Below are 18,317 nucleotides of genomic sequence, written 5' to 3' on the forward strand. Positions count from 1 at the left end.
CATGCAACCCCGTCACACGACCCATCCGACGGCAGCCCGGCCACGAACCACCGATAGAATGTCGGGGTTGACCAGCCGGAACTGGACGGTCCATCACCCGCTGGAACGCTACCGAGGGAGGAACCCGTGCGCTCATCGCGTGCCCGGACACCCTTCCACGCCATGCGTTCGACCGCTCTGGCGGTGGCCATTGTTGCCCTCGCAGCAGGGGCCCACGTCCTCTCCGGCGGCGCGCTTCCCGTTGCGCCGGTGCTGCTGGCCGTCCTCGCATTGACCGGGCTCGTCACCACCCTTGCTACCCGGTTCAAGCTCGGCTTCCCGGTCATTGCCGCCCTTTTGGGAGCCGGCCAGCTGGTCCTGCACGAAGCCTTCATGGCATTCGGTCCGCTCATGGGCCCGGCTCCGGGATCACCGGCACACCACCTCGCAGCCGAGCACGTTTCGCCGCCGCTGGGAGCTGAAACAGTACATTTTCACGAGGCCGACACTCCCCTCAGCTGGTTGATGCTGACCGGGCACGCCCTCGCGACAGCCGCTTCGGCCTTGCTGCTGGCCAAGGGGGAGCAGGCGCTGTGGCAGCTCGAGGCCTGGCTCCGTCCCCTCCTGCGGCTCATCCGCCTGGTCTTCAGGCCCGACGCCGGCAGCGCATCTGTTGCGTTCAGCGCACCGGCCGTGTTCATCCCCCGACCGTGGCGGAACCTCAGGCAAGACAGCAGACGCGGCCCGCCCGCCGTCGTCGTACCCTCCTGACTCCGCCCGGCGCCGCCTTCAACTGGTGACGGGCACATCCCCGTACTTTGGCGCGCTTTCGCGCGCCCGTTGAAAGGCAACAACCATGAACAAGTCCTCACTCCGCCGCGCCCTCACCGCCACCGCCACCGCCGGCGGGACCGCCGCGCTGATGATGGCCGGGCTCGCAGGCGCCTCTGCGCACGTCTCCGTCACGCCAGACAAAACCACGGCCAACTGGTACGCCCTGTTGACCTTCGGTGTCCCGCATGGCTGCGACACTTCGGGCACCACCAAGCTGACCATCAACCTGCCCGAGGAACTGACGGACGCCACGCCCACCGTGAACCCCAACTGGACGGTCGAGAAAGTGACGCAGACGCTGCCTGCGCCCAAGAAGCTGGCCGACGGCACATCAATCACCAAGCGCACCAGCCAGATCGTCTACACGGCCAAGGTTCCGCTGGACCCGCACTTGCGCGACGCCTTGGTGCTGTCCGTGAAGCTGCCCGACGCGGCCGGTAAGACGCTCTACTTCCCCACGCTCCAGAACTGCGAGCAGGGGCAGACAAACTGGGCTGAAATCCCGAAGGACGGCCAGGACCCGCACTCGCTCAAGGCTCCGGCGCCGTCAGTGGCCGTCACAGCCGCGGATGCCGCCGCTGGCGATGGCCACATGGCTGCGTCGATCTCCACAGAGCAGGCTGCGTCCGTGACCGACGACGGCTCACAGGCGCGCAGCTGGGCCGGCCTGATCGCCGGCGTGGCAGGGCTGGGGCTGGGTGGCGCGGCCTTCTTCCGCAGCCGTTCCGCCAAGGCTTCAGTGTCCAAGTAACGAGTCCGCTGGGTGGGCGTCCGGAACATTACGATCCGGACGCCAATCCGGCGCCGCTGCCGCGCCGCAGTTGACTCCGGCAAATGACGACGAAATGCTGTGCGCATGACGAATATGCGAGTCAAGAACGGTCTCCTGCTCACGATGGCAGCAGCCTCGGTATTCCTGCTCTCCAGCTGTTCCTTGAGCCAAGCCCAGCCCTCGGGCTCAGCCACGCCGAGCGACACGGCTTCCGCCTCGACGTCAACCTCGGGCTCGGCCTCAAGTACTCCGAGCTCCAGCGGCAGCGCCTCGCCATCGAACTCCGGGACGACGACGGCATCCGGCGTCGCACTCTGCAAAGCGGGCTCGCTGACGGCTTCTGTCGACGCCACCGGAGGCGGAGCGGCAGGCAGCGTCTACATGAAACTCATCCTGACCAACTCGGGTACGGAACCCTGCGTCCTGAATGGTTTCCCGGGTGTCTCACTCACGTCCGGAGCCACGGGCGATCCGATCGGCGCTGCTGCCGCGCGCGACGACTCCCAACCTGTGACACAAGTGCTCCTCGCTCCGGGGAAGGCCGGTTTCGCCCAGCTCCGCTACACCCAGGCGGGCAACTACCCCGAGTGCACCCAGGCCCCTGCCGCGGGCTTCCGGGTCTACCCGCCCGAGGACACCGCTTCGCTGTTCATCCCGCAGCAGCGCACGGCCTGCAGCAACACCAACATCAACCTCTTGAGCGTCCAGGCGTTCCAGGCCGGATAGGCGGGATAGGCGGGTAGCGCTGCTCCTCTTCTTGCGCTGTTCCTTGTTGTGTCAGTGCCGTGAGGCATGATGGAGGAATGCAGGAGCAGGAGCTACCGGGCGGTTCTGGCGATACGGCCATGGACCGCTTCAGCCGTGCCACGCGCGAGTGGTTCCTCGGTGCTTTCTCCGCGCCCACCCCTGCCCAGGACGGTGCATGGAAGGCCATTTCTTCGGGATCGCACGCTTTGGTGGTCGCTCCCACGGGTTCCGGCAAGACGCTCGCGGCATTCCTGTGGGCGCTGGACCGGCTCCTGTCGGTGTCCCCGGCCGCTTCGGAAGATGCCCTCCCTGGGCTTGCGGAGGCAAGCGGCCGTGCCCGCGCCAAAGCCCCCAAGCGCAAGACCCGCGTCCTCTACATCTCACCCCTCAAGGCACTCGGCGTCGACGTCGAACGTAACCTCCGCTCGCCGCTGATCGGCATCACGCAAACCGCCAAACGGCTCGGACTGCCGGCCCCTCTGGTGAGCGTCGGCGTCCGTTCCGGAGATACGACGACGGCGGACCGCCGCGCGCTCCTCAGCCACCCGCCGGACATCCTCATCACCACGCCCGAGTCCTTGTTCCTGATGCTGACGTCCAAAGCCCGGGAGACGCTCAGCGAAGTGGACACCGTGATCGTCGACGAGGTCCACGCCGTTGCAGGCACCAAGCGCGGCGCACACCTCGCGGTGTCATTGGAACGGCTTGATGCTCTGCTGCCGAAACCCGCCCAACGGATCGGCCTCTCGGCCACCGTGGAGCCGCGCGAGCTCGTCGCACAGTTCCTCGCAGGCTCGGCACCCGTGGAAATCGTCGCACCGCCGTCGCACAAGAACTGGAACCTCAGCGTCAGCGTCCCTGTGGAGGACATGTCCGACCTGGCGGGAGCTGCAGGCGCTTTCGATTCCGGACCGGCCTCCGGACTGCAACCTCAAGCCTCCATTTGGCCGCATGTTGAGGAGAAGATCGTTGACCTTGTGCTGTCGAAGCAGTCCACCATTGTGTTTGCCAACTCCCGGCGCCTCGCGGAACGGCTCACGGCCCGGCTGAACGAGATCTACGCAGAACGCCAACTCACGGCGGTGGATGTGTTTGCTGCCCCGGCGGATTCGGTGCTGGACGCGGGGCCCTCCTCGGGGCTGCCGGCCTCGACGGCGACACCCGCACACATGATGGCCCAGGCCGGAAGTACCAGCGGCGCCGACCCGGTTCTGGCCCGCGCGCACCACGGTTCTGTGTCCAAGGACCAGCGTGCACTCATCGAGGACGACCTCAAGTCGGGCCGGCTTCGGTGTGTTGTCGCGACGTCATCCCTCGAACTGGGTATCGACATGGGAGCGGTAGATCTGGTGGTCCAGGTCGAATCGCCGCCATCCGTGGCCAGCGGACTGCAAAGGGTTGGCCGCGCGGGCCACCAAGTAGGCGAAATTTCCGAAGGGGTGCTCTTCCCCAAGCACCGGGCAGACCTCGTCCACACCGCCATCACCGTGGAGCGCATGCTGGGCGGGAAGATCGAACGCCTCCATGTTCCCGCCAACCCCTTGGACATCCTGGCCCAACAAACGGTCGCAGCCACCGCGCTGGGAAGCATCGACGTTGAAGAATGGTTCGCCACCGTGCGCCGCTCCGCTCCGTTCGCCACCCTGCCCCGCTCCGCCTTCGAAGCCACCTTGGACCTCCTCGCCGGACGGTATCCCTCGGACGAATTCGCCGAGCTCCGGCCGCGCATCATCTGGGACCGGAACGCCGGCACCATCGAGGGCCGCCCCGGAGCGCAGCGCCTTGCGGTGACCTCGGGCGGCACCATCCCGGACCGCGGGCTCTTCGGCGTGTACATCATCGGCACGGAAAGCGAAGGGTCTGGGTCCCGTTCGGCGTCCGAGTCCGGCTCCGGCCGGCACGGTGCGGCGTCCGCGCAGGAGCCGAGTCCGGCGTCGCGCGCTGCCAAAGGCGGCCGACGCGTCGGTGAGCTCGACGAGGAAATGGTCTACGAATCACGCGTCGGAGACATCTTTGCGCTGGGTGCCACCAGCTGGAAAATCGAGGACATCACGCACGATCGTGTCCTTGTCTCCCCCGCCTTCGGCCAGCCCGGAAAACTCCCCTTCTGGAAGGGCGATTCCTTGGGCCGGCCGGTGGATCTCGGCCGCGCGCTCGGAGCATTCGTGCGTGAGCTCTCCGCATCGGATCAAGGTCCAGCGCTGGAACGCTGCAAGGCCAGCGGACTGGACGACTTCGCCGCCGGCAACCTGCTCCAGTATCTGGGCGAACAGAAGCAGGCCACGGAGGTCGTCCCCAATGACCGGACGCTCGTGGTGGAACGGTTCCATGACGAACTCGGCGACTGGCGCGTGGTGCTGCACAGCCCCTTCGGCATGCCGGTCCACGCACCGTGGGCACTCGCCGTCGGGCAGCGGCTCCAGCAGCGCTACGGGCTGGACGGTTCCGCCATGGCCGCCGACGACGGCATCGTGCTCCGGGTGCCGATGATGGAGGACGAACCTCCTGGAGCGGAGCTGTTCCTCTTTGACCCGGACGAGCTTGAGCAGATCGTGACGGCGGAGGTTGGCGGCAGTGCGTTGTTCGCCTCCCGCTTCCGCGAGTGCGCCGCGCGTGCGCTGTTGTTGCCTCGGCAGAACCCGGCGAAAAGGCAACCGCTTTGGCAGCAGCGGCAACGCTCCGCGCAATTGCTGGATGTCGCCAAGAAATATCCGTCCTTCCCCATCGTGCTCGAAACCGTGCGCGAATGCTTGCAGGACGTCTACGACCTCCCCGCGCTGAAAGACATTGCCGCTTCGATCGAGCGCCGGGAACTGCGCTTGGTACAGACCACCACGCAGCAGCCCTCACCCTTCGCCAAGTCGCTGCTCTTTGGCTACGTGGCCCAGTACCTGTACGAGGGCGATTCACCGCTCGCCGAGCGCAGGGCCGCCGCTTTGGCGCTCGACTCCACCCTCTTGAACGAGCTCCTGGGCAGGGTGGAACTGCGCGAGCTCCTGGATGCCAAGGTCATCGAGGCCACCGAACTCGAACTCCAACGGCTGGCACCGGATCGGCAAGTCCGGGGCATGGAAGGCGTGGCGGACTTGCTGCGACTGCTCGGCCCCTTGAGCGTCGAAGAAGTGGCCGCCCGTTTGCAACCCGAAGGAGCGGAGTCCTCCCCGGAACCGGATGCGCTGAAATCGGCCGCCGGAACGGAGCTGGCTGCGTTGCATCTGGCGGCACTACGCAAGGCCAACCGCGCCCTCTTGGTGACGCTCGGCGGCGTCGAACGATTCGCCGCCATCGAGGACGCGGCCCGGCTCCGGGACGCCATCGGGGTTCCGCTGCCCATGGGTGTGCCTTTGGCGTTCATCGAACCCGTCCACGATCCGCTCGGGGATCTGGTCTCCCGTTACGCACGAACCCACGGACCGTTCACGGCCGAGGAAGCCGCCGCGAGGCTGGGACTGGGTGTCGCCGTCGTGAGCACCGCACTGAAACGCTTGGCGGCCGACGGCCGTGTGGTGGAAGGCGAGTTCCGTCCGCACCCGAGCGCGCCGGACACGGTTCCGGATGAGGGGGCGGAGCTGTTTGAGGCGCCGGAACTCCCGGCCATTCCGCTCAGCGGAGTCCCATTTGGTAGCGAGTGGTGCGATGCCGAAGTCCTTCGCAAGCTCCGGCGTCGTTCGCTGGCGGCGTTGCGGGCCGAAGTGGAACCGGTGGACCCTGCTGCGTACGGCCGGTTCCTGCCCGCCTGGCAAAACGTGTCCGCACCTTCTGGCCGCCCTGGTTCTTCAGGAGGCAGGGGCGCCTCCGCACTGCGCGGGCTCGACGGCATCATGACGGCCATCGATCAGCTCTCCGGCGTGCCCGTTCCGGCGTCGGCCTGGGAACCGTTGGTGCTGGCAAGCCGGATCTCCGGCTACCAGCCGGCCATGTTGGACGAGCTCATGGCCGCAGGCGAGGTCTTGTGGTCCGGGGCCGGATCGTTGCCCGGGAACGATGGCTGGATCAGCCTCCACGTGGCCGAAGCCGCGGAACTGACGCTCAACCCGGACCCTGATTTCGAGCCAGGCGATGCCCAGCTCCGCCTTCTGGAATACCTGCAAAGCGGTGGCGGCGCCTATTTCTTCCGGCAACTCACCGAAGTTGCCGGAGGCATGGATGCGGTCCTCAGCGACGACGCCGTGGTCGCTGCCCTGTGGGATCTCGTCTGGGCCGGCCGCATCACGGGCGACACCTTTGCCCCCGTCCGCGCGATGATCGCGGGAGGCCGCACGGCGCACAAGCAGCCCGCCCGGCCGCCGCGTGCCAGATCGCTGCGGATGAGCAGGCTCGGCCGCTCGCACGGCACTGGCTTGATGGGGTCGCCCGGGCTCACGGGCGGACGCTACGGCTCGATCTCCGGAACGGCTCCCACTCCTCCGCTCGCCGTTGGCCGCTGGTCGGCTTTGCCGGCGCCTGAGCTCGACCCCACCATCCACGCGCGCGGCACCGCCGAACTCCTCCTCGACAGGTACGGCATAGTGACGCGCGGCTCCGTCATGGTGGAGAACATCGTGGGCGGATTCGGGCTCATGTACAAGGTCCTCGCGCGCCTCGAAGAAGCCGGGCGGTGCCGCCGCGGCTACTTCATCGAGCACCTCGGCGCAGCCCAGTTTGCCGTCCCGGCGACGGTGGATCGCTTGCGTTCCTTTACGGAAGATACCCAACTCGCCAAGGCCGAACCTGTCGCTTTGGCCCTTGCCTCCACGGATCCCGCCAACCCCTACGGCGCAGCTCTCCCCTGGCCCGCGTTGGCCGTCGACGCCGGCTCGGGTCACCGTCCGGGGCGGAAAGCAGGTGCCCTGGTGGTGATGGTCGACGGCGCCTTGGTTTTGTACGTCGAGCGCGGCGGGAAGACCCTGCTCACTTTCAGCCAAGACGACGCCGTCCTGGCGGCTGCCGCTGCCGCGCTCGTAGGAGTGGTGCGCCGGGGAGCCGTGGACAAACTGATCATGGAGAAAGTCAACGGCCATGACCTCTTGGACACCCCCGTGGCGTCTGCCCTTGCGGCTGCCGGGGCGTACTCCACGCCGAAGGGATTGAGGATCCGTGCCTGAGATGGGGTTCCGTGCCTGAGATGGGGTTCCGTGCCTGAAGGCGACTCAGTCTGGCGGGCTGCCGCAGAGCTGCACAAGGCCCTCGCTGGGCAGACACTCGTCTCCTCAGACTTCCGGGTGCCCCGGTTTGCCACACTGAACCTGGCCGGATGGACAGTGTGCGAGGTGGTGCCACGAGGCAAGCACCTACTCATGCGATTGCTGGAGCCGGCGGCTTCGTCGGACACGGCAGGTTCCGCGGCTTCTCCGGACGCGGCCGGTTCGGCCGGGGCCGGACCACCTCGCCGCGCCCTGACCATCCATTCGCACTTGAAAATGGAGGGAAGCTGGCAGGTCTATGCCCCCGGCGGCCGTTGGAGGAAACCCGGCCACACCGCCAGGTGCGTCCTCCGCACGGCGACGGCCGACGTCGTCGGCTTCTCCTTGGGAGTCCTGGAAGTGATCCCGACCCCGGACGAGTCCCGCGCGGTGGGGCACCTGGGCCCGGACCTGCTCGGGCCGGACTGGGACGCCGCAGAGGCTGTTCGACGGCTCCGGGCCGCGCCGGAAGCACCGATCGGCGTCGCACTGTTGGACCAGCGGAACCTCGCCGGTATCGGCAATATCTACCGTTGCGAAACGTGTTTCCTGGCCGGGGTACATCCGGCCGCGCCGGTATCGGCCGTACCGAACCTCGCGGGGATGCTCGGGGAAGCCAAGGTCCTGCTCGAAGCCAACTTGGGATCGGGCCGAAGGATTACGCGTGGCACCGCCTTCCCTGGGGTCCGGGGGACTCCCCGCTCCGGCTATTGGGTGTACGGCCGCGAGCACCAACCGTGCCTTCGTTGCCGTACGCCCATTCGCCGCGGGGTGCTGGGACCGGCGTCGGGAATGGAAGACCGGACCATCTACTTCTGCCCGGAGTGCCAGCCGGCCTCGTCCGGCTGACGCTGGATTGCCTGGCGATGCGGAAAATTCCTGACGCCCCCGGAGTTCCGGGGGCGTCAGGAATTCCGCGAGTCGCCAGGAAGAATGCGTGTCACGGAGCGGCCGGCACTGCTTCAGGAACAGCCACGGGAGCCTTCACTGGAACCGTGAACAGGGGCAACAACCACTGCACCAGCGGCCCGATGGCCACGGCGTACACGACGGTTCCGACGCCGACGGATCCACCCAGCAGCCAACCCACGCCGAGCACAACAACCTCGATCAGGGTCCGGGACAAGCGCACCGACCATCCGGTGCGGCGGGCAAGTCCTGTCATGAGTCCGTCGCGGGCACCCGGGCCAAGGCGTGCGCCTATGTAGCAAGCGGAGGCGATCCCGTTGAGGACCACGGCGCCGGCGAGCATGGCGATCTGGCCGCCCAGGTGCGAGAACGTGGGGATCAGGGCCAGTCCGATGTCCGCGAACACGCCCACCAGCACGGCGTTGGCGAGGGTTCCGAAGCCGGGCATCTGCCGCAGCGGTATCCAGAGCAGCAACACAAGGAAGCTGACAACCACCACGACGGTGCCGATGCTCCACCCGATCTTCCCCGCGACACCCTGGTGGAACACATCCCAGGGATCCAGGCCAAGGCCGGCCCGGATGAACATGGCCAGGGAGATCCCGTACATCGCGAGGCCGATCAGGAGCTGGGTGATTCTGCGGGTCATCATGGAACCATGCTCCCGAAAACTGGCATTGCTTTCCATAGCCAGTTTGCAATACTGGTCTTATGCCCGGATCCCTGAACCCCACAGCCATGCTGCGTCTCCTCGGGGCGTGGAACACCGGCGCCGCTCCCGCCTATCGCGAGCTTGCCGACGTCGTACGCCTTTTGGTGATGGACGGGCGCATCCCGCTCGATGTCGCGCTGCCCAGCGAGCGGGCGCTTGCCGACACCCTGGGCGTCAGCCGGACCACAGTCACCGCCGCCTACGCCAGCCTGCGCGAGCAAGGATTCCTTCGTGGCGGCCAGGGCAGCCGGGGCCGGACGGGCATTCCGCACCGGACGATTCCGGTCAGTGGACCGGGGCTGGCCGTTCCGGAGGGGATTCTCGACCTCGCCTACGCTTCGCTGCCGGCCACCGGCGAGGTGGTGCACCGGGCATTCGCCGACGCATTGATCGACCTCCCGGCACTGTTGCCCGGTTTTGGCTATGACGCGGTCGGGCTCCCGCCGCTCCGGGAGGCCATCGCCGACCGCTACACGGCAGCCGGCATCCCCACGACGGCCGCACAGATACTGGTGACTTCGGGAGCCCAGCACGCGCTGAACATCATCTTGAGAACCCTCGCCGGGCGGCAGCAGAAGGTCCTCGTGGAGCATCCCAGCTACCCCAACGCGCTCGACGCGATCCGCGCTTCGGGCTCCCGCACGGTACCGGTACCCATGCCGCCTGCTGCGGAGCCGGCGTCGGGCGGCCGCGTCGAGCCGACCTCGGGCGGCTGGGATATCGACGGCATGGTGGCGGCAATGCGCCACCAACGCCCGGCCATGGCCTACCTCGTGCCGGACTTCCACAACCCGACGGGGCGGATCATGTCCAACCTTCAGCGGCGCCGCCTGGTGCGTGAGGCGGCGGGGACCGGCACCGTCCTTGTGGTGGACGAGACGTTGCGGGAGCTAAACCTCGACGCCGTTAGCACCTCCCCGCTCTCGGCATTCAGTCCCGCCGTGGTGACCATCGGTTCGCTCAGCAAATCGCATTGGGCCGGGCTCCGGACCGGGTGGATCCGCGCTGATGAGGACTTGATCAGCCGCTTCGTGCAGACCCGGACCACGATGGATCTGGGCGGACCCGTCGTCGAGCAGTTGGCTGCGGCCCGGTTACTCAGGGCCTTCGCCGAACCGCTGGACGCCCGGCTTGCGGAGCTGCGGCGGAACCGGGAAGCGCTCCTTGGGCTGCTGGCCGAGCACCTGCCCGATTGGCACGTGGAACGTCCACGCGGCGGGCTGACAGCGTGGTGCAGACTGCCCACGCCGTCGAGTACCGCACTCACGGTCGTCGCCCCGGACTTCGGCGTGCGGCTGGCGGCCGGACCGCGCTTCGGCGTCGGAGGGGCTTTCGAGCACTACATGCGCGTCCCGTACACGCTGGCGCCGGCCCAGCTCGAGACGGCCGTGCTTGCACTGCGCGATGCCCAAGCCCGGATCGACGCGTCGCCGCAGCTCCGGACCACCCTGAAAGCACCCAAGGAACCCGCAGCGGTCGCCTAAATCCCGCGACTCCCCCAACTAGCTCGCATTTGTTGTCGTTTTGACGCCTCATAACGACAACAACTGCGAGCTAGTTGGGCTGCCCGGAGCCCATGCGCTGCTTGGCGGTGTTGCTGCCCGGACCGACCGGGACATGCGAAGTGGCTTTGGCCAGGCCGAACTGCGGCATGCCGTTGTAGACCACCTCGATTCCCGACGCCGGCACCTGGTAGGTTTCGTGCCACACGCCAATGTCGCCGCTTCCCGAGACTTCCTTCATGAAGCTTCGCCACGGCGCCAAGTGCGGCGAGTCCCTGTCCGCGGCGAAGCGCCTGAGGTGCTCGGGGCTCTCCCAATAGCTGAGCAGCATAGTGGTGCGCCCGAGCCACTGTTCGCAACCGAGCATTCCGGACTCCGGGTGCGCTGCGAGATGGCGGAGCATGGTGGGCATTGCCGATGCCACGCGCGCCACTTTGCCGATCTTCCACCAACGGTTGGCCCGCATTCCGATAAGGAATACGGTCACCGACTCGCGCCCGGTATCAGCTGTGAAGCGTCCCGGGAAGATTTCCTGTGCCATGTGAATCCTTCGGTCTGGGAACGGTAGCTCAAGTTCCGCTTGTCGAGTTTCATAACGTCGTTACGAAACAATGTTATGAAACACTTGGTGGCATGGCAAGACCCATCGTTCATGACCAGCTCGTCCAACAGCGGCTCCTTCAGGTAACCGCCGAACTCGTGGATCGGGATGGCCCGGTGCGAGTCACGCTCCGGGACGTTGCCGCGGCAGCCCAGACCTCAACGACGGCGATCTACTCGCTTTTCGGCGGCAAGGCACAGTTGCTGACGGCCGCCGTCGACGACGGATTCCGCTCGTTCGGAGACTCCCAGCGGCTCGCCGAAAGCGGCGGGCTCCGAAGCTTGGGCCTCGCCTACCGCTCCTGGGCGCTGGAACACCCGGCTTTGTATCGGCTCATGTTTGGCGGCACCCTTGCCGGCTATGTTGACTGCAGTCCGACGCCGGCAGTCGCCTCGGAAGCGATGCTTCCCCTGCTGCAGGCGGTGGCCGCCGCGCAGAATGCGGGAACCGTTCGAGATGCCGAGGCCACCACGATCGCCATGTCCATCTGGGGACAGGTCCACGGACTGGTGAGCCTGGAACTGGCGAACATGGACGAGCCCGGAACCGACTGGGAAGCGATCTACGACGCGGCGCTGGATGCCGTGGCCCGCGGCTGGCAATGACGCCCGATTTACTACGCGACGCGCAGATGGTCTGACGACACCGGAATCCCGGAGTCGTCAGACCATTTGCGCGTCGGCCAGCGTTTTGCGCGTCGCAGTTCTAGGCGTACACCTTCTCCAGGAACCCGCCCCAGGCTTTGGCGGTCAGTTCGGGATCGCCGCTGCCGCTGAAATCATGGACCGTCATGCCTACGGGCGCTCCGAAGGAGTTGCGGCCGAAGAAGCGGTAAAGCGTGTCTGCCGTCCGGAGGCCGAGGAAGTGCTGGTTGGAGAAGTCGAGCTCTCCGCTCAGCCGTCCCACGCCGTCGACGTCCACCTCAACGATGGAACCCTGCGCGACACCGTCCACGCCGAGTGCCTTCTTCAGCTGCACGAAACCGTCGGGGGTCTGCGAGACCGCCGGGCCCTGGATGTCCGTGAAGACCACGGGCTTCCCGTCAAAGTACTGAAGGTACTGGCCCAGGGTGTGCAGGTAGAACTCGGTGTGCTTGCTGGCGCCGTCGTACTGCCCCTCCCAGTTGTCCGCGAAGATGCCACTGTGGACATAGTGCAGCTTGGCCCGGCCGCCGTCGAGCGGTTCGAGGACGTGCTCCAGCTGGTTGAACCAGCCGTCCGGCCCGTCCATCCGGGTCACGAGGTGGCTGGGGTACTCGTCGACGGTTTTCACGGCCGGCCACTGGTCGGTGGGAAACATCCAGGCCGCGGTGTCCTGGGCGACAGCCTGCCAGACCCGTTCAGGAGTGCCGGGCAGTTCGGTGTCGGCCACGATTTCGAATTCACGGTTGTCAGTCATTGTCCTGTTCCTTTTCTGGAGAGTGCTGCGTATTTGTCTTGAGTGCGGGATGAAGTACGACGACGAGCCGGTGCTTGCGTGCGCCGCTCGCCGCTGCGGAAGCACCGCCGTCGTGGTATTTATCCACGAGCCGGGTCACCGCCACGCCGAGCTCCTCGGCGAAAGCAGCGCGGTCCGACGCCGAGCGGAAGGTGATTTCGCCGTCGATGGCGAAGCTCGCAAGCTTCTTCTTGGCCGCTGCCGCGCCTGCAATCAGCTTGCCCATCTCCTGGACGGTCCGGGCCGCGAGGGCCAGGAGCCAGAAGGCGGAAAAGCGGTCCGAGAAGCGTCGGGGATCCGGCGCCACGGATGCAAGTGCCACCGGCGAGATCAGGTACGACGCCGCCGTCGCGCGCAAAACGCGTTCGGTGACGTTGCCCTTCTTCCGTTCCTCCACAAGTTCGACGAGCCCATGCCGCTCGAGGGCCTTGAGGTGGTAGTTGACTTTCTGCCGGGGCAGGCCCACCTTGACCGCCAGTTGCGTGGCGGAACCGGGCTCGGCCAGCTCCTGCAGGATGCGGGTGCGGATCGGGTCCAGCGACGCTTCCGCCGCGGCGGGATCCTCGATCACTTCGATGTCCAACATGCTTCCATTCTGCCAACCGACAACTTTTGTTGTCAAGAACTTTTTTCTCGTCGGAGAAATGCACGACTCGGTCATAGGGGGCCATGCGAGCCTGTACCGCTGCAGTCAGCGAAGGAGTACCCTGCGGGTATCACCGTTCGTGAGGTGCAAGATGAGGTTCAATAGTCCGCCCGCTGAGTCCGGAGCCGACCGGCCACTCAGGCGTCGCAGGCGGCGGATCCGGGCCTGGGCCTCACGGCGTCCGGGCCTCGCTGCCTTGTCCATCGTCGGGGTCATCGCGATTGTGGGCGCCGCCGTCTTTTTCGGCGCATTCTGGTCCGCATCGTGGGTGGCGGTCCGCACACCCGCTGCAGCCGGCGCCTCGGCAGGGGCCGGCGGGGCCGGTGTCGGAGCAGGCGGTACTGGAGCAGGCGCCTCGGCGGATACCGGGATCTCGAAGATCCAACATGTCATCGTCATCATGCAGGAGAACCGCTCGTTCGACAGCTATTTCGGCACGTTCCCCGGAGCGGACGGGATTCCGATGCAGAACGGATCCCCCGCGATGTGCGTCCCGGATCCAGCCCACGGCACGTGCGTGAAACCGTACTACGACCCCTCCGACCGGAACTCCGGAGGCCCGCACAGCCAGAACAACGCCACGGCGGACATCGACGGCGGGAAGATGGACGGCTTCATCGCCCAGGCTGAGAAGGCCTCGACCAACTGCGCCCCGAATGCTCCGGCCTGCGCGGGCGGCAATCAAAGCGATGTGATGGGCTATCACGACGACCGTGACCTGCCCAACTACTGGGCGTACGCCAAAGACTTCACGTTGCAGGACCACATGTTCGAACCCAACGCTTCCTGGAGCCTGCCCGAGCACCTGTACATGGTCTCGGAATGGTCGGCCAAATGCAGCCGTGCGGGCGACCCGCAATCCTGCGTGAACGCCCTCCAGAATCCAGGCAGCCCGCCGGACTTCACCTCCACGATCCAGTCCACCATCATCGGCAAATGCCGGGCCGGCCTGCAGAACAAGGCCTGCAAGGACGCGCTCGCCGCGGCGGGGATCACTCCGGACATTGCCGCCCAACTGCACACCCTCATCACGCAAAACTGCGCCGGCTCGGACTCCTATACGAGTTGCCAGGCCGCGATCGACAAAGCAACCCTCCCCGACGCGCTCAAGCAAAAGCTCCTGGCCGCCGCCAAGCTCCTTGCTCCACCTGACTACGCCTGGACGGACCTGACCTATCTGCTGCACAAACAGAACGTGCCCTGGGCCTACTACGTCTTCAACGGCACCGAGCCGGACTGCGAAGACGACGCGGCCATGACCTGCGCTCCCGTGGCCCAGAACGCGAAGACACCGGGCATCTGGAATCCGCTACCCTACTTCGACACCGTGAAGCAGGACGGCCAGCTCGGCAACATCCAGTCCCTCAGCAACTTCTACACCGCCGCCAAAAAAGGCACATTGCCTGCTGTGAGCTGGATCGACCCCACCGGAGCCGTCAGCGAACACCCGCCGGCGCTGATCAGCACCGGTCAGGCCTACGTCACAGGCCTGATCAATGCCGTCATGTCGGGCCCGGACTGGAACAGCACCGCCATTTTCCTCTCGTGGGATGACTGGGGCGGTTTTTACGACCACGTCACCCCGCCCACCGTGGACCAAAACGGCTACGGCCTCCGGGTCCCGGGAATCGTCATCAGCCCTTACGCCAAACAGGGCAACATCGACCACCAAGTCCTCAGCCACGACGCATACGCCAAGTTCATCGAGGACGACTTCCTTCATGGCCAACGCCTCGACCCGGCCACCGACGGACGTCCCGATCCGCGGCCCGACGTCCGGGAGAACAGCCCCCAGCTCGGGAACTTGGTGAACGACTTCAACTTCAACCAGCAGCCCATCAAACCCGTCATCTTGCCAGGCGGCGCGACGTATTAGGTGGGGCGGCGCGCCGGGCTGCGAGCGCCGGGGCGCCGCACTGCGGGCGCCGGGGCGCCGGGCACGGCGGGCCTTGTGGCGGCCCCGGTAGAATAGACCGGTGATGCAATCCCCCCTTCCAGTGCGCGACGGCGTCAATGCCACCCGCCTGCGCCTCCCGGACGAGGGGCCGTGGGACACCGCAATGGACTACATGATGCACCGCTGGGGCCATATCGACCCCCAGGGCATCGAGGACAGGTTCGACGCCGGTGAAATCGTCGGCGAGGGCGGCGCGCCTCTTGACCGCCGCACTCCCCTCGAAGAGCACACCTTCATTTGGTACTACCGCACCCTCCCGCCGGAGACCCGGATGCCGGTGGAGATCAGCATCCTGCACCAGGACGAGCATCTCCTGGTCGTCGACAAGCCGCACTTCCTGCCCACCACCCCGGGCGGGACCTACATCCAGGAATCCGCGCTCGTCCGGCTCCGGAACCAGCTGGACCTGCCGGACTTGATCCCGATGCACCGACTCGACCGCATGACTGCAGGAGTGTTGCTGCTCTCCACCAACCCGGAAACTCGCGGCAGGTACCAGGTGCTCTTCGAAAAACGGCAGGTGCAAAAGGAGTACGAGTGCGTCTCGGCCGCGGCACCCGCCGCAGGCTTTCCCGCCGTCGGGTTCCCCGCCGTCGTGCGCAACCGCATGACGAAATCCCGCAGCTATCTCCTCGCCGAAGTGATCGACGGCGAACCCAACGCGGAAACCCGCATTGAGCTGCTGAGAACGTTCGACGGCGGCGCTCACGGCGGCGGCACCGCTCGCCGGGCGCTGTACCGCCTTGAACCCCACACCGGCAAGACCCACCAGCTTCGAGTGCACATGGCTTCGCTCGGGCTCGGGATCGTGAACGACGCGTTCTACCCCGAGCTCCTCGACAAGGCCCCGGACGACTACTCAAAGCCCTTGCAGTTGCTCGCCCGCGGCATCCGCTTCGTTGACCCCATCAGCAAGCAGGCCGTGGAATACCGGAGCCGTCTCGAGTTGAGCGAAGCCCACCCCGCCTGACGCCCGCTCACCTATGCGGGCTTTTTCTAGAACGCTCGCTCACCTATAACGCCCTTCCCCCAAACCCTCGCTCACGTATGGCGCCCTTTCCCTGGACGCTCGCTCACCCAAGCTGAGGAACATGTCCACCTTGCGGTCATACGTGAGCGAGCGTCCGCCCAAACACCCACATACCTGAGCGAGCGTGCGGCCAAACACCCACATACCTGAGCGAGCGTGCGGCCAAACACCCACATACCTGAGCGAGCGTCCGGCCAAACACCCACATACCTGAGCGAGCGTCCCGCCAACCCGCGGCCGCAAAACAATGGCGCGTTCACCGATGCCGACCGGACCGGGCGTATATGCTCGGGTTTGCCGGCCCGACGACCGCGGGCGGTGTTCGGTCTCGCGAATAGGAACCACATGGCCCACGCTGAAAACGAAGTCTCGATCAACCGCCCCGCAGACGATGTCTACGCCTTCCTGGCAGACGGGCTGAACAACAAGCTGTGGCGTCCGGCCGTCAAGACTGTGACCCTCGCAAGCGGAGAAGCCGGAAACCAGGGTGCCGTCTACTCCCAGACGATGGCAGGACCCGGTGGCCGCACGATCGCCGGCGACTACGAGATCATCGCAGCCCAGCCGGGCAGGCGACTCGATTTCCAGGTCATTGCCGGCCCCGCCCACCCAACGGGTTCCTTCACCCTGAACGAGAACGACGGCGGCACGACCGTACGCTTTGCCTTGGACCTCCAGCCCAAGGGCTTCATGAGGCTCATGGGGTCGATGATCACCAAGACCATGGAGTCGGAAGTCGGCCAGCTCGCGCAGCTGAAGTCCGTGCTTGAGGCGCAGCCCGCCTGACGCCACCCGCGAAAGCGCATTCACCCTCCCGAAGCCTCGAACACGCTCCGGAACACCTCCGTCGTCTCTGCGCTGAACAGCACAAATTCGACGAGTTCCAGCCCGCTGGAGCTTTCGGCATCGAACCGGCTGACGGCGTCGAACGCTACAACGGCGACTTCCCGCGCGTCCCAGCCGTAAACACCCGCGCTGATTGCGGGAAACGCAACGGAACTGGCCCCAAGGGACACTGCCACTTTCAGGCTTTCACGGAAACACGACGCCAGCGCCTCCGGATCGTTCTGGCCCGCGTGCCGGTTGGGGCCAACAGTGTGGATCACCCACCGTGCGGGCAATTTGAACCCGGGGGTGGCCACGGCCTGGCCCACTGGCAGTCCGTGCGGATACCGCTCTCGCACGTCCATGCACGCTGCCAGGAGTTGTCGGCCAGCCGCGCGATGGATGGCGCCGTCCACTCCGCCTCCGCCCATCAAAGACGAGTTGGCGGCGTTGACGATCGCGTCGACGTCGCGCTTGGTGATGTCACCTTGCAGGATTTCGAGCCGCATGGCGCAAGTCTCGCACGGCACTCGGGCGGCCGCACCAAAGTGGGGTAATTTGTGGCCATGGACATCACGACCGCTGAAGGCTGGGGAGCAGCGATCTATGTCTGGATCATCCCCATGGTGGTGGGCAACGCGATCTTGCCGCCCATACCGTCCGGGATGCTGGTGATCACCGGCGGGGCTCTGGCCGCGGAGGGCCGTGTCAACCCGTGGCTCTTGGGTTTGTTGGCCGCCGGCGCGTCCTGGCTGGGCGACATCCTCGTCTTCCAGCTGTTCAAGCGCCGTCTGGGACATGTCCTGGACCGCTGGCCTTGGGGCCGCAAAGTCCACCGCGGCATACATCAGGCCATCGCCAAGGCCGGCCGTTCCTCCACGTATGGCGGGATTATCGGCGGCCGGTTCATTTTGGGAGGCCGGCTTGCGGCGTCGGCGGCTGCGGGAATTGCCGACGTTTCCTCGCGCGGGTTCAGCCTTTGCGCCGGCTTGGGCGGGCTGTTGTGGGCCGCGTGGCAGATAGGACTGGGCTATTTCGCCGGTTCGACGACGAAGCTTCCCTTCTGGGCGAGCTCACTGATCGGCGTCGGCGTGGGGCTGCTGATCGGCATCGTGGTTGGCGTGCTCGTCACCCGTCGCCGGGGCGACCGCTCGCCAGTGGACGAGCCGGGCGAGCCGCCGCACCTTTAGGCGCGTCCCGCCGT

The 18,317-nt window shown here is 66.4% G+C and carries 16 protein-coding genes; 11 read left to right on the forward strand and 5 right to left on the reverse strand.

Annotated elements, in window-relative coordinates:
* Positions 1-162 precede the first annotated feature (162 nt).
* The 5 genes from ACSBOX_RS19135 (at position 163) to ACSBOX_RS19155 (ending at position 8,343) form a co-directional block, all read left to right on the forward strand.
* Positions 163-750: a hypothetical protein gene (locus tag ACSBOX_RS19135; RefSeq protein ID WP_442543882.1), complete on the forward strand. Its 588-nt coding sequence runs from the start codon at positions 163-165 to the stop codon at positions 748-750.
* An 85-nt stretch (positions 751-835) separates the two neighbouring features.
* Positions 836-1,564: a YcnI family copper-binding membrane protein gene (locus tag ACSBOX_RS19140; RefSeq protein ID WP_442543883.1), complete on the forward strand. Its 729-nt coding sequence runs from the start codon at positions 836-838 to the stop codon at positions 1,562-1,564.
* A gap of 105 nt (positions 1,565-1,669) precedes the next feature.
* A complete protein-coding gene (locus ACSBOX_RS19145) occupies positions 1,670-2,311 on the forward strand; it encodes a DUF4232 domain-containing protein (protein ID WP_442543884.1) in 642 nt (213 codons plus the stop codon).
* Between the two features lie 77 nt (positions 2,312-2,388).
* Entirely contained in the window at positions 2,389-7,416 is a 5,028-nt protein-coding gene (locus ACSBOX_RS19150) for a DNA glycosylase AlkZ-like family protein (protein WP_442543885.1), read from the forward strand.
* Between the two features lie 30 nt (positions 7,417-7,446).
* Positions 7,447-8,343 carry an Fpg/Nei family DNA glycosylase gene (locus ACSBOX_RS19155; RefSeq protein WP_442543886.1) on the forward strand — a complete coding sequence of 299 codons (897 nt, stop codon included), beginning with the start codon at positions 7,447-7,449 and terminating at the stop codon, positions 8,341-8,343.
* 91 nt (positions 8,344-8,434) lie between these two features.
* On the opposite strand, the gene yczE is transcribed toward ACSBOX_RS19155, so the two are convergent.
* Positions 8,435-9,055: a membrane protein YczE gene (yczE, locus tag ACSBOX_RS19160; RefSeq protein ID WP_442543887.1), complete on the reverse strand. Its 621-nt coding sequence runs from the start codon at positions 9,053-9,055 to the stop codon at positions 8,435-8,437.
* 59 nt (positions 9,056-9,114) lie between these two features.
* Between yczE and yczR the strand changes: the two genes are divergently transcribed.
* Positions 9,115-10,599, forward strand: coding sequence for a MocR-like transcription factor YczR (gene yczR / locus ACSBOX_RS19165; RefSeq protein WP_442543888.1), 1,485 nt, complete (start codon positions 9,115-9,117; stop codon positions 10,597-10,599).
* Positions 10,600-10,669: 70 nt separating this feature from the next.
* On the opposite strand, the gene ACSBOX_RS19170 is transcribed toward yczR, so the two are convergent.
* Positions 10,670-11,158: a DUF4188 domain-containing protein gene (locus ACSBOX_RS19170; protein WP_442543889.1), complete on the reverse strand. Its 489-nt coding sequence runs from the start codon at positions 11,156-11,158 to the stop codon at positions 10,670-10,672.
* Between the two features lie 92 nt (positions 11,159-11,250).
* Between ACSBOX_RS19170 and ACSBOX_RS19175 the strand changes: the two genes are divergently transcribed.
* Positions 11,251-11,823 (forward strand): TetR-like C-terminal domain-containing protein, encoded by a 573-nt coding sequence (locus tag ACSBOX_RS19175; protein ID WP_442543890.1) that lies wholly within the window; start codon positions 11,251-11,253, stop codon positions 11,821-11,823.
* A gap of 100 nt (positions 11,824-11,923) precedes the next feature.
* Here ACSBOX_RS19175 and ACSBOX_RS19180 read toward each other — a convergent pair whose 3' ends face one another.
* Both ACSBOX_RS19180 and ACSBOX_RS19185 read right to left on the reverse strand, forming a co-directional pair.
* Positions 11,924-12,616, reverse strand: coding sequence for an SRPBCC family protein (locus tag ACSBOX_RS19180; protein ID WP_442543891.1), 693 nt, complete (start codon positions 12,614-12,616; stop codon positions 11,924-11,926).
* Positions 12,609-13,241: an ArsR/SmtB family transcription factor gene (locus ACSBOX_RS19185; protein WP_442543892.1), complete on the reverse strand. Its 633-nt coding sequence runs from the start codon at positions 13,239-13,241 to the stop codon at positions 12,609-12,611. The genes ACSBOX_RS19180 and ACSBOX_RS19185 overlap by 8 nt, the downstream gene beginning before the upstream one ends.
* Before the next feature lie 151 nt (positions 13,242-13,392).
* On the opposite strand from ACSBOX_RS19185, the gene ACSBOX_RS19190 reads away from it, so the two are divergent.
* From ACSBOX_RS19190 to ACSBOX_RS19200, 3 genes are all read left to right on the forward strand, one after another.
* Positions 13,393-15,177, forward strand: coding sequence for an alkaline phosphatase family protein (locus tag ACSBOX_RS19190; RefSeq protein ID WP_442543893.1), 1,785 nt, complete (start codon positions 13,393-13,395; stop codon positions 15,175-15,177).
* A 103-nt stretch (positions 15,178-15,280) separates the two neighbouring features.
* Positions 15,281-16,228 carry an RluA family pseudouridine synthase gene (locus ACSBOX_RS19195; RefSeq protein ID WP_442546069.1) on the forward strand — a complete coding sequence of 316 codons (948 nt, stop codon included), beginning with the start codon at positions 15,281-15,283 and terminating at the stop codon, positions 16,226-16,228.
* 405 nt (positions 16,229-16,633) lie between these two features.
* Positions 16,634-17,074: an SRPBCC family protein gene (locus tag ACSBOX_RS19200; protein ID WP_442543894.1), complete on the forward strand. Its 441-nt coding sequence runs from the start codon at positions 16,634-16,636 to the stop codon at positions 17,072-17,074.
* Positions 17,075-17,094: 20 nt separating this feature from the next.
* Here ACSBOX_RS19200 and ACSBOX_RS19205 read toward each other — a convergent pair whose 3' ends face one another.
* Positions 17,095-17,622: an O-acetyl-ADP-ribose deacetylase gene (locus ACSBOX_RS19205; RefSeq protein WP_442543895.1), complete on the reverse strand. Its 528-nt coding sequence runs from the start codon at positions 17,620-17,622 to the stop codon at positions 17,095-17,097.
* Positions 17,623-17,679: 57 nt separating this feature from the next.
* On the opposite strand from ACSBOX_RS19205, the gene ACSBOX_RS19210 reads away from it, so the two are divergent.
* Entirely contained in the window at positions 17,680-18,303 is a 624-nt protein-coding gene (locus tag ACSBOX_RS19210; protein WP_442543896.1) for a DedA family protein, read from the forward strand.
* Positions 18,304-18,317 lie beyond the last annotated feature (14 nt).

The sequence above is a fragment of the Arthrobacter sp. KN11-1C genome, from assembly GCF_052180225.1.
Lineage (GTDB): Bacteria > Actinomycetota > Actinomycetes > Actinomycetales > Micrococcaceae > Arthrobacter.